Genomic DNA, 12,470 nt, shown 5'->3' on the forward strand with positions numbered 1-12,470 from the left:
GGCAGGATGATGCCTCCTGCATCGCGCACGTCAACCCGCCGTCTCTGGCCGGGGCGCGCCGCGCGCATGATCACCGGCGCGTTCGCGAACGCGTCCGCATATGCATTCGCGCTCGGCGGCCTCGTCGCCTGCGCCCCGGCCGTGCGTGAACCGGGAACCGTGGTCATTGCTTCCGGGACCGACCTCGAGTCGGCCAATCCGCTGGTCACGGTGCACACCATGTCCCGCCAGGTACAGCGGCACATGCTCTTCGTCACGCTCGTGCGTCTCGATTCACTGCTGCAGCCCATCCCCTACTTTGCCCGCGGCTGGGATTGGGATGACGCCCGGCGCACCGTCACCTTCCGGCTCGACTCCACGCTTCGTTGGCACGACGGGCGCCCCACCACGGCCGCCGATGTGGCGTTCACGCTCGACCGCGCTGCCGACTCGGCGCTTGGCTCGCCGCGGCGTGGTGATGTGCGGGTGGTGGAGCAGGTGCGCACCCCCGACCCGTTCACCCTCGAAGTCCGGTTCACGTCACCGCAGTCGAAGCTGCCCGTGGTCTTTGGCGAACTGCCCATTGTCCCGCGCCATCTGCTCGACACGGTGCCCACGGCGCGCTGGCGCGCCCACCCGTTCTCCACAGCCCCGGTGGGGAACGGGCCGTTTCGCTTCGAGTCGCGGCTCGCTGGCCGGCAGTGGCGTTTCGTGCGTAACGAGTCCTTCCCCGCCGCCATGGGGGGGGCGCCGCAACTTCGGCGCCTAGTGGTGGCGGTGGTGGACGAGGCCGCGACCAAGTTCGCGGGGCTCGTGAGCGGCGAGCTCGATCTTGCCGGGGTGTCCCCCACCATGGCACGACTCGTTCGCGAGGATCCGGCGCTGCGGCTCATGTCGCCACCGGTGCTCTTCTCCACGGTGCTCGCGTTCAACACCACCCGTGCGCCGTTCAACGATGCGCGCGTTCGTCGGGCCGTGGCCCTCGGCGTGCAGCGCGAACGGTTGGTCGACGCGGCCGTGGCCGGGTTCGCCACGCCGGCGTACAGTGCCTTGCCGCCAGGCCTTCCCGTCTCGCCGCCATCCGCCCGGTCGGTCAACCATACGCAGGACGCGAGGGCCGCCGACTCGTTGTTCGACGCGGCCGGATGGACTCGGCCGTCGCCGGGTGCCACACGCCGTCGCCAGGGAGTGCCGCTGACCCTCACCCTGCTCACCGTGGGCAGCGGTGACATGGCGGTGGAGCAGCTGCTCCAGGCCGATCTCGCCACGCGCGGCGTGCAGCTCGACGTGCGCGTGATGGAGTTGGCCAGCTTCCTCGCTACCGTGCGGCAGCCAAACAAGCAGTTCGATCTCGTGCTCACGGGCATTCCCGGCGATGTGGCACTGGGGCACCTCTCGGCACTCTTCGATTCGCAGCAGCGTGGCGGGGCCCTCGATTACACCGGATTTCACCGACCTGCGCTCGACCAGGCACTCGCCGTGGCGCGCACGGCCAACGCTGCGGAGGCCCGCGCGGCATGGCACGCCGTCGATACCCTGCTACAGCACGACATGCCCGTGGCCTGGCTGTATCACGCCCGGGGAGTACAGGGACGGTCCGCCCGACTGGAGCACGTCGAGATGGACCTGCGGGGGGAGCTCCTATCGGTAAGTCGTTGGACCCGTCGTCAGGAACCGTGATGCTGCTGCCTTTCACCGTACACGACCGCCGGCGCGAGACCGCACCCGGCACGTCACTGGGGGCACTCGCCGACGCGCTGTCGTCGGAGCTTGACCCATGGCTCGCCACGCCCCTTCCCATTCCGGAGTTCAAGGCGCGTCTCACGCGTGCAGGGGGGCGCTGTCCCGTGCACGGCACTCCCCTCGAATTCGACCCGTGGCAGCCCCACCGCCATCGCTGTGAGCCCTGTGGCACCTGCTACACGGACGCGGTGCATCACGAGTGGTGGGCCATGGGGGCGCAACTCTTCACCGCCGAGCGCGCCGTACACGCCGCCGCCCTTTTTCTGCTGCGCGGACGACCGGCACACCGTGATCTCGCGATCGGCACCCTGCGCGACCTCGCGCAGCGCTATCGGCACTGGCCCAACCGCGACAACGTGCTGGGCCCCACGCGCCCCTTCTTCAGCACGTATCTCGAGTCCATCTGGCTGCTCAATCTGTGTCACGCCCTCGCGTTGCTCGAAGCCGCCGGGGTACACGACTCGCACGATGCGGTACGGGAGCAGCTCCTCGCGCCAAGCAGTGCGCTCATTGCGGGCTACCACGAGGGTCGTTCCAACCGTCAGGTGTGGAACGAAGTGGCGGTGCTTTCCGCGTGGACGCTGCTGGGTGACCGCGCGCGCGTGGAGGCACGGCTCTCCCGCCCCGGGTCGTTGGAGAGCCTCATGCGTCACGGGCTGCTCGCCGACGGCACGTGGTACGAAGGGGAGAACTACCATCAGTTTGCCCATCGCGGACTCTGGTACGGCGTGCAGCTGTTGGCGGCACTTGGTCGGCCGCTCGATCCGGTTCTTGATCAGCGCTATCACGAAGGCTTCGCCACCCCCTTCGCCGGCCTCCTTCCCGACGAAACGCTCCCCTCGCGCCGCGATTCGCAGTACGCCGTCTCCGTGCGTCAGTGGCGTTGGGCCGAGTGGTGCGAACTGGGGCTCGCACATCGGCACGATGAACGACTGGCGGCCGTTCTGCAGCGTCTGTACGACGGTCGCGCGCCGCAGCGGGAGACGGGGCGCGCCCTGTCCACCGCCGACGCCGAGCGCAATCGACCCGCCGCCGCGCTGACGCGGGCCGACTGCAGCTGGCGCGCCCTGCTCATGGCCACGGCCACGCCCACGCCGAACGGTCACTGGACGCCAGGCTCCCTCGTGCAACCTCAGCAGGGGCTCGCCGTGCTGCGCCGCGCAGGCGAACGCGCAGGTGAACGCGCAGGTGAACGCGCAGGCGAACGCGCAGGCGAACGCGAACGTGAACGCGTGTACGTGGCACTGGACGGCGGCGCCAGTGCCGGCGGCCACGGACATCCCGATCGCCTGCACCTCACGCTGCAGTCGAATGCCGCGCGCTGGCTCGACGATCCCGGCACGGGGAGCTATGTCGACCCCACCCTCCACTGGTACCGCAGCACGCTGGCGCATCACGCGCCGCTCGTGAACGGCGCGTCGCAACAGGAGGGGCGCGTGACACTCACCGCGTTCGAAGATCGCGGCGGGGCGGGGTGGGTGCAGAAACGCGCGGAGGAGCTGGCGCCGGGGGTGCAGGCGACACGCACCGTCGTGGTGTGCGATGGCTACCTCGTGGATCTGCTCGAGTGGACGGCCGCGGAACCCGTCACGCTCACGTTGCCCGTGGCAGCGGGCGACGCCACGAACATTGCCACCTGGCGCGCCGCCGCACGTGCGGGCGCGGGCGGCACCGAAGACGGCTACGACTTCCTGCGGCAGATCGAGGCCGCGGCGAACGCACCCAGTACGATCACCGTGGCGCCGCAAGCGGCGGGAGACGCTCACCGTGCCGCGGCGCAGGCCGGCGTGACGGCCGTGTACGCCACCTCCGGCGAGCCTTGCTGGTGGCGCGCACTGGCCCCCGGGGCTCCCGGCCGCTCGTCGCACCGACGCCTGTTCGTCGATCTGCACGGCACGGCCGGGCGCATCGTGGGCGTGTGGTCCTGGGTACCCATCGCGCAGGTCACGCTCGCCCCCACCGGACCCGTGTACGCGACGGTCACCACGCCCGATGGGACTGTGGCCACGCACGAATCGGCCGCGCACGGGTGGCACATCGGCCTCGTGGCGCGGCATGCACGCAGCAGCATCGATCTCGAGCGCCTGCCGGTCGACACTCGTGCCGGCGACGCCCGCGACACGCACGACGAGCTGTCACGCCACGCGGCGGCACCGCATGCGGCGTCTGCGCTACGGGCGCCCCTCGGCGCCACCGTCGACCACGTCGTTTCTGAAGGCCCGCCCATGAGGCTGGGGGAGGCGCACTACACGCCCACGGAGGAACCCTGGGGCGGTGACAACAGGCCGACCGCCGAGATCAGAGTGGGCGTGACCCGCGACCTGCTGGTCGTACACCTGCAGGTCCACACGGGGCATCCGCCCGTCGTTCCGGAGGGGGGCACAGCCACCCGCATGCCAGACAACTTGCTCGACAACGAACGCGCCGACGTGAACGCCGACGGTGTGCAGGTCTATGTGGGCATGGCCGGCGACCCCCCCGGCCGCTGGCGTGCCGGCGTGCTCGTCGTGCCGCTGCAGGGCCATGAGGGTGCCACCGTACGACTTACGTCGCTGGTGCCCGGCGGGCCGGTGCCGCAGGCACGTGCCATCGCGCTCGCCACTGGCTGGGAGCTGACGATGCAATGGCCCCGCGCGCTGCTCCCCGCGCTCGAAAGCGGAACGGTCACCTTCGACGTGGTGGTGAACGAGCGGCCGCCGAATCGGGAACGCCGCCGCGGACAACTGGTGCTCAGCGGGGGCGGCGGTTTCGGCTATCTGCGTGGCGACCGGCATGTACCGGCGCATCCCCTGTGGCTGCAGCTGGACTGAGCGTACGACGCGTGGCCGTAGGGGCGCTATCTTCCGCTCATGGCTGAATCGATCCTCGACAACATCGCGGTCGTCCTCTACGAATCGCAGGATTCCATCAACATCGGCGGCGTCGTGCGCTCGATGAAGAACATGGGCGTGTCCGACCTGCGCCTCATTCGCCCCTGCGCCTACGATCCCAATCGCATCGAGCAGGTGGCCCACGACACGCGCGACATCGTGGAGCGCATCCGGCACTTCGACACCATCGATGGGGCGCTGGACGACTGCGTGTATGTGGTGGGCTTCTCCGGGCGGCGGCAGGCGGCCCGCTGGGCGCGGCACACCCCGCGGTCGGCCGCCGTCGATCTGCTCGAACACGCGCAGGTCGGCAAGGTGGCCATCATGCTCGGCCGCGAGGACCACGGACTCCCCAACGAAGCACTCGATCGCGCGCACGCCATTTGCACCATCCCCACCACCGAGCACTTCTCCCTCAACGTGGCGCAGGCGTGCCTGTTGGGGCTGTACGAATTGCATCTGCTGGCCGGCGATGCCACCAAGAAGCTGCCGGCGCCGCGACATGCCACGGGGGCGCCGGACAAGGCGCAACTCGAGCGCACCTTTGCCGACATGGAAGCGGCGCTCAACGCCATCGCCTACTTCAAGACGCGCAACGAGGAACTCATCATGCGCGCCTTCCGCTCGCTCGTCTTCCGCGCCAGCCCCGACGCGCGCGAACTGCTCATGCTGCGCACGGCCAGCATCGAGGTGCTGCGCACGATCGAACGGGAAGTGCGCCTGTCGGTCTCAGCCGCGCTGGTCGCACAGGGCGTGCCCGACGCCGAGGCGCTCGAGGCGGGCAGGGCAGCCGGTGCCGCCGCCATCGCCGCGCGCGGTGAAGCCTCATTGGCCGCGGCGCCCGCCGACGCATGACCGACCACGCGCGCTCCCTGCCGTCGCCCGATGACGCGTGGCGTGCGCGTGCCGCGGCGGTCATCCCGGGGGGCAGTTCCACGGGGAGCAAGCGCCCCGACGCGCTGTACGGCGCCTTCGCCGCCGATGCCGTCGTGCCGTCGCACTACGATCGCGCCGCCGGCTGCCGGGTGTGGGCAACCGACGGGCGCGAGTTCGTGGACTGTGGCATGGCGCTGGGCGCCGTGGGCATCGGCTACGCCGATCCCGCCATCACGGCTGCCGTCCAGGCGGCCGCAGTTGCCGGCCCGGTATCGTCGCTGCCGCACCGGCTGGAGGTGGAAGTGGCCGAAGCGCTGGTGCAGGTCATCCCCTGCGCCGAGCGCGTACGGTTTCTGCGCACCGGCGCCGAGGCCACGAATGCCGCCGTTCGGCTGGCCCGCACACTGACCGGGCGCGAACGCATCGTCGCGTGCGGCTATTTCGGCTGGCTCGACTGGAACAGCGACGCTCTCGGCGTACCGGCCGCCACGCGCGATCGCGTCAGCTGGGTCCCCTTCGGCGACAGCGAGGCGCTTGCCGCGGCGGTGCAGGGGGGGGACGCGCCTGCCGCCATCGTGATCGAGCCGCTCGTGCACGACATTGCCCCCCGCGACTGGCTGGCCACGGCGCGACAGCTGGCCAGCGCAGTGGGCGCGTTGCTCATCTTCGACGAAGTGAAGACCGCGTTCCGCGTGCGCACGGGTGGCGTGCAGGCGCTGCTTGGCGTCACCCCGGATCTCACCGTTATCGGCAAGGCCCTCGCCAACGGCTACCCGCTGTCGGCCGTGGTGGGGCGCGCCGACGCCATGGATGCGGCGCAGCGCACGTGGATCTCCTCCACCGCAGCCGCGGAAGCTACCGGCCTCGCTGCCGCCCACGCCGTGCTCGCGTGGCATACGCAGCACGATGTCTGCGCGCGCATGGACGCGGCGGGATGTGCGCTGCGCGACATCATCGGTGCGGCGCTGCACGCCGAGCCGTGGACCGGCGTGCGCGCCGAGGGGCCGAATGTCATGTGGCGGCTCGTGTCCGCCGAACCGGTACAGCTCGACGCCCTCGTGGCGGCGGCTGCCCGGCATGGCGTGCTGCTCAAACGTGGCGCCTACCAGTTCGGTGCCGTGGCGCACGACGAGCGCGCGCTCGACGCCGTGCGCCGCGCCATGCCCGCCCTGCTCGAGTCGCTCCACGCGACGACCCAACGCCCGTAGGATCCGTCGATCATCCCCACGCTCCCGACCATGTCTGCCACGCTGCCACTCGGCGGGTCTGACCCGCTCATCGATCCGCACGCGCACTTTCACACGCCGTGGACCAACCGCGCCGACTGGGCCCGCTACAACGCGTCGCGGCTCGACATGGGGGAGCGCATCGGCATTAGGTGCCACGTGGCCTCCATCCTCGGCTCCTGGGGACATACGTCACCCACGTATTTCTCGTCGCCCGACGATCAGACGCGTGCCAACGACTTCATGTTCGACCTGGCGGAGCAAGAGGCACCGCGCGTCAAGGCGTTCGTGGCGGTCAACCCCAACTTCACGGTACATGCGCTGGCCGAGATCGGTCGCGGCATGGCGCGCGGCGCGGTGGGCATCAAGCTCGCCGCGGGGCGTCGCACCACCGATTTCGCGCGGCTCGACGACATCGCGGCCGCGGCGGCCCACCACGGCGTGCCGGTGCTGCAGCACATCTGGCAGCATCGGCGCCGCGAATGGCCCAATCAGGAAGCCAGCGACGGCGTGGAGCTCGCGCAACTCGCGGCGCGGCATCCACACACCACGTTTCTGCTGGCGCACATCGGCGGCGGCGGTGATTGGGCCCACACCAATCCGGCCGTTCTGGAGCTCCCCAACATCGTCATGGATCTGTCAGGGAGTGGTGTTGACCGCGGCATGATCGACGAGGCGCTGCGGTGGGTGGGCGCGCAGCGGCTGCTCTGGGCCTGCGACCTGACCCTGTGCACGGGGCTCACCAAGCTGCGGGCGCTGGCGCACACCGGGGCCTCGGCCGAGGAGATCGCCGACATGCGGTGGCGCAACGCCGTGCGCATTTTCCCGCCGGGCACCTTCGACGCCGCCCTCGCGCGCCCGCTGGCCGTTCCCGCACCGGAGGCCGCATGACCGCCCCGCATGATCCGTCCACCGGCCGCATCGACGTGACGGCGTGGATTGGCGCGTATCCGTTCCGTGACATTGCGCACCCCGATCCCGAGGTGCTCGTGCGGGTCCTCGCCCGTGAGGGATTCAGCGGGGCCTGGGTGGGGCACCTGCCGGGCGCGTTCCACCGGGACCCGGTGCCCAGTAACCGCGCGCTGTATGCAGCGCTGGCGCCGCATCGGAGGATTCTGCACCCGGCGCCCATCGTGCGCCCCGACTGGCCACGCTGGGAGGAGATGCTGCGGACCGCGGTCAACGAGGGGGCACCGGCGGTGCGGGCGTATCCCATGCAATGGGGGTACGGGCCCGGTCATCCGGCCATGACGGAGCTGGCGCTGGCGTGCGGCGAGGCCGGTGTGGCCCTGCACCTCACGGTACGGTTCGAGGACCTCCGGCAGCGCCACCACCTCGACGGCGCCGGCGATCTCTCGGCGGCCCACGTCCGGCCAATCGCGCGCGCTGCCGGGTCCCGGGCGCATGTCGTGGTGGCCGGCGCCAGCCGGGAGCTGATCGAGGAGGTGCACTGGGGGCTCACGCCGGAGGAGCAGGCGCGCGTGTGGTACGACTGGCACTGGATCTGGGGGCCCCCGGAGGAGCATTTCGCCCATCTGGTGCGCACGATCGGGGCGGCGCGGCTGGCCTGGAGCTCCTGGTGGCCGCTGCGGCTGAGCCAGCAATCGCAGGCGCTGGTGGAGCTGCTGCCGGCCGACGTGGCGGTGCTCCCGGTTCCCGACGGCGAGGGCGGCCCCTTCGCCCACGGCGGGGGCATCGGCGGGACACGCACGTATTGAAAGTTTGCCTGCAAACACATTGAGAATTTCACGGGAACCGATTGCGGTCTCGTCCGTTCTCCTCCGGGCGCGCGGGTGATCGGCAGACGTGGAGAGGTAGTACTGCAAGGGTGCGCGTGAAGCGGCGTGACGCACTTGCGTACAAATACGGGTCCGGTCATACTTCGCGCTTGCAAAAAATTTGGTGACACCGACTTACACGGTTGGAGCCGGTTCGATCCTTCTGGACCGAACCACTCGGACCGGGTAGTCCTCGGATGGCATGACCGGACGTGCGCCCTGCACCGCGGCAGGGGGACGATCCGTGTCGTGCATGTCGTGTGTCGACCATCACCTACGCCTAACGGCATTCTCTACCGGCACACGAGATGACGGTCAAGAAGAAGTGGACGGTGATCCCCGGGTTCCTTGCGCTCGCCGCGGCAGCTACGCTGCTCTCGGCGTACAGCGGCGCGTCGTCGTCGCAGGGCAAGATCGTCGAGCAGCCCGTCAAGTTCGTCCACGCACCACACGTGCAGAAGGCGGGCATGAACTGCCTCTATTGTCATAGCGCCGCCAACAAGGCGCCCGATCCGGGGAACGCGTCGGTTGCGACCTGCATGGGCTGCCACACGTTGGTGAAGCCCCAGTCGGCCGAGATCAAGAAGATCGCGGCCTACTACCAGAAGGGGCAGCCGATCCCGTGGAACCGCGTGCACAAGGTGCCGGACTACGTCCAGTTCCCGCACATGCGCCACGTGAATGCCGGTGTCACCTGTCAGACCTGCCACGGGCAGATCCAGAATCAGGGGGCGCAGGGCCCGGACACCAATTACGTGCCCGTGCAGCAGGTGAACTCGCTCAACATGGGCTGGTGCATCAATTGCCACGTGCAGGGCTACAAGCCTGCCGAGGGTGCGCGACTGGCTGGCCAGCAGGTCACCCCGGAGCTGGAAGCGATGCCCGCGAAGAAGGCGCGCTACGATTGCGCCGTCTGCCACTACTGATCATCGACCCTCGACCACGATGAGCACAGAAGCGGGGACCGGCGTCAAGCGCCGCGAGTTCCTCAAGATCCTGGGCGCCACGAGCGCCACGACGGCGGTGGTGGGTTGCTCCTCCGAGAAGGTGGGCAAGCTCATTCCGTACGTTGCCTCGCCGGACAACACCGTGCCGGGCGTGTCGCAGTACTACGCGACGACGTGCCGTGAGTGTGCGGCTGCGTGCGGTGTCCTGGCCGAAGTCCGCGACGGCCGTCCCATCAAGCTCGAGGGCAACCCCGAGCATCCCATGAACCGGGGCGCCATCTGCGCCACCGGTCTGTCGGCGGTGCAGGGGCTCTACAACCCCGATCGCTACCGGTCGCCCATGGTGCGCGAGGGCAACGCCCTCAAGCCCACCACGTGGGACAAGGCCTTCGAGCTCCTGGCCCAGAAGCTGGGTGAGGTCAAGTCGAAGGGGCAGGCCGGCAACGTCGTGTTCATCAACCAGCACGAGTCGGGCACCTTCCCGGGCTTCCTCGATCAGTGGCTGTCGGCGAACGGCATGCCGGCGCACCTGAGCGTGGACAGCACCGCGCCGGTCGCGACCATCGCCGCCAATCAGAAGGCCTACGGTGCGGCGTGGCCGCAGCTCGACTTCAGCGCGGCCAAGCTGGTGGTGTCCTTCGGCGCCGACTTCCTCGATGGGTGGGGACACAGCGTGCCGCAGCAGCTCGACTGGGCCGATGCGCGTGCCAAGCTCACCGACGCACCGCGTCTGGTGTACGTCGGTGCTCGCCGTTCGCTGACCGGCCTCAACGCCGACCAGTGGATTCCGGCCAAGCCCGGCAGCGAGATGGCGCTCTGCGCCGCGCTCACGGGAGCGGGTACGGCACAGGCGGCGTCGGACGCGTCCGGCGTGCCGGTGGCGACCATCGAAGCCCTGGCCAAGGCCATCGCCGATGCCGGCAACGGCGTCATGGCGATCTGCGGTGTCACCGGCGGTGACGCGGTCGAGTGCGCCACCATGGTGGCCGACATCAACAAGAAAGCGGGCTCGGTCGGGACGACCATCAAGCCCGCCAGCGCGCATGCCGGCTACGCGGGGCTCGCCTCGTATGCCGATCTGGCGAGCGCGGTGCGCAACATGGACGCCGGCACGGTGCCGCTGGCTTTCGTGCGCGGTGCCAACCCGGCGCACACCATGCCCAAGTCGGCGGGCTTTGCGGCGGCCTTCGCCAAGGTCGGCTTCAAGGTCTCCTTCTCGGCCATGCCCGACGAAACGGCGCAGCTGGCCGATCTCATCCTCCCCGACAACCACTGGCTCGAAAGCTGGGGCGATGCGGCCGGGGCGAATGGGCAGCTTGGTCTGCAGCAGCCCACGCTCGAGCCGGTGTTCGACACGCGCAGCACCAGCGACGTGCTCATCACCCTCGCCAAGCGCGACCAGGCGCTCGCCGCGCGCTACAACGTGGCCGATTACCGCGCCTGGTACATCAGCAAGTTCCCCGGTGGCGGGTCGGCGTTCACCACGGCGCTGACCAAGGCGCAGGTGAGCAGCGGGCCGCTCGTGCCCACGACCGGCCGCACGCTGTCGGCCACCGCCATGCCGGCCGCGGCCGGCAACGGTGACTTCTTCGTGCACGTGTTCCCGTCGCCCACGCTGGGTGACGGTGCCGGCGCGAACAAGCCGTGGCTGCAGGAGCTCCCTGATCCGGTCTCCAAGATCGCCTGGCAGTCGTGGGTCGAGGTGCACCCGTCCACGGCCAAGAAGCTTGGCATCAAGGAAGGCACACACCTCACCATCGAAACGTCCGCCGGCAAGGTCACGGCCCCGGCGTACATCTACATGGGCGTGCGCCCCGACACCGTCGCCGTCGCGCTTGGTCAGGGCCACACCGCCTACGGACGCTTCGCGCAGAACATCGGCGTGAATGCGTACGACCTCGTGCCGGCTGGCTGGGACGCCGCCGGCGGTCTCGCCCTCGGCAGCCTCAAGGGCAAGGTCACCGTCACCGCGGACAATTCGCCACTCGTCACGACCGAAGGCTCCGCGCGCCAGCATGGCCGCGGCATCGGTCAGGCGCTGCCGGTCGGGGTGCTGCTCGGAACGGAACAGGAAGTCGAGAAGCACCACCACGAAATCCCGGGGCTGCCGTCACACGACTTCAAGTCGGGGCTCAAGGCGCCGGTGGCGGCCGATGCGCAGGGTGAGTTCGCCAACCCCGAGGCGGGGGCAACGGGCATGTACGACCCGCAGCATTCGAGCAAGATGGAGAAGCGCCGCTGGGCGATGACCATCGACCTCGCGCGCTGCACGGGGTGCTCGGCGTGCGTCACGGCCTGCTACAGCGAGAACAACATTCCCACGGTGGGCGCCCCCTACCAGGGTCGCGCGCTCAGCCCCACCAACTGGGACGAGCGTCCGGGCGCCAACATCATCAAGGGGCGCGAGATGGCGTGGATTCGCCTCGAGCGCTACTACGAGGGCAACGACAATACGGAGAACGAGTTCTCTCCGGATTTCGACACGCGCTTCGTGCCCATGATGTGCCAGCATTGCGGCAACGCGCCGTGCGAGCCGGTGTGCCCCGTGTACGCCACGTACCACTCGCCCGACGGCCTCAACGTGCAGGTGTACAACCGCTGCGTCGGCACGCGCTACTGCAGCAACAACTGCCCGTACAAGGTCCGCTACTTCAACTGGTTCGGCTACGGCGAGCCGGAGCGTCGTCAGTACGCCTGGCCGGAGCCCATGCACTGGTCGCTCAACCCCGACGTCACCGTGCGTGGCAAGGGTGTCATGGAGAAGTGCACGTTCTGCGTGCAGCGTATCCGTGAGGCCGAGCACCGCGCCAAGGCGGAAGGGCGCGAGGTGAATGGCGACGAATTCACCACGGCCTGCGCGCAGGCCTGCCCGTCGCGCGCCATCATCTTCGGTGACGCGGCCGACGAAAACTGGACCGTTTCGAAGCTCGCCTACGACCGTCGTGCCTACCACGTGTTCGAGGAACTGAACACGTACACCGCCGTGGTCTATCTCAAGAAGGTCAACTATCCGGCGCCGGCCGCACCGGCGAAGGCCTGAGGAGCGCGATA

Annotated in this window: 8 protein-coding genes; all 8 read left to right on the plus strand. The window is 69.5% G+C overall.

The window, feature by feature from the left end:
* Positions 1-6: 6 nt before the first annotated feature.
* The 8 genes from O9271_RS03430 (at position 7) to O9271_RS03465 (ending at position 12,459) form a co-directional block, all read left to right on the plus strand.
* On the plus strand, positions 7-1,659 hold the full coding sequence (locus O9271_RS03430) for a peptide ABC transporter substrate-binding protein (RefSeq protein ID WP_298266212.1): 1,653 nt from the start codon (positions 7-9) through the stop codon (positions 1,657-1,659).
* Positions 1,659-4,532 carry a heparinase II/III family protein gene (locus O9271_RS03435; protein WP_298266285.1) on the plus strand — a complete coding sequence of 958 codons (2,874 nt, stop codon included), beginning with the start codon at positions 1,659-1,661 and terminating at the stop codon, positions 4,530-4,532. The genes O9271_RS03430 and O9271_RS03435 overlap by 1 nt, the downstream gene beginning before the upstream one ends.
* 39 nt (positions 4,533-4,571) lie before the next feature.
* The gene (locus O9271_RS03440; protein WP_298266213.1) at positions 4,572-5,447 is read left to right on the plus strand and encodes a TrmH family RNA methyltransferase; all 876 of its coding nucleotides are present in this window, start codon (positions 4,572-4,574) and stop codon (positions 5,445-5,447) included.
* On the plus strand, positions 5,444-6,676 hold the full coding sequence (locus O9271_RS03445) for an aminotransferase class III-fold pyridoxal phosphate-dependent enzyme (protein ID WP_298266214.1): 1,233 nt from the start codon (positions 5,444-5,446) through the stop codon (positions 6,674-6,676). Before O9271_RS03440 ends, O9271_RS03445 begins: the two co-directional genes overlap by 4 nt.
* Positions 6,677-6,706: 30 nt before the next feature.
* Positions 6,707-7,585, plus strand: coding sequence for an amidohydrolase family protein (locus O9271_RS03450; protein ID WP_298266215.1), 879 nt, complete (start codon positions 6,707-6,709; stop codon positions 7,583-7,585).
* A complete protein-coding gene (locus O9271_RS03455) occupies positions 7,582-8,412 on the plus strand; it encodes a hypothetical protein (protein WP_298266216.1) in 831 nt (276 codons plus the stop codon). Before O9271_RS03450 ends, O9271_RS03455 begins: the two co-directional genes overlap by 4 nt.
* A 368-nt stretch (positions 8,413-8,780) precedes the next feature.
* Positions 8,781-9,398, plus strand: coding sequence for a cytochrome c3 family protein (locus tag O9271_RS03460; protein ID WP_298266217.1), 618 nt, complete (start codon positions 8,781-8,783; stop codon positions 9,396-9,398).
* Between the two features lie 19 nt (positions 9,399-9,417).
* Positions 9,418-12,459 carry a molybdopterin-dependent oxidoreductase gene (locus tag O9271_RS03465; RefSeq protein WP_298266218.1) on the plus strand — a complete coding sequence of 1,014 codons (3,042 nt, stop codon included), beginning with the start codon at positions 9,418-9,420 and terminating at the stop codon, positions 12,457-12,459.
* Positions 12,460-12,470 lie beyond the last annotated feature (11 nt).

It is taken from the genome of Gemmatimonas sp., from assembly GCF_027531815.1.
Taxonomy (GTDB): Bacteria; Gemmatimonadota; Gemmatimonadetes; order Gemmatimonadales; family Gemmatimonadaceae; genus Gemmatimonas.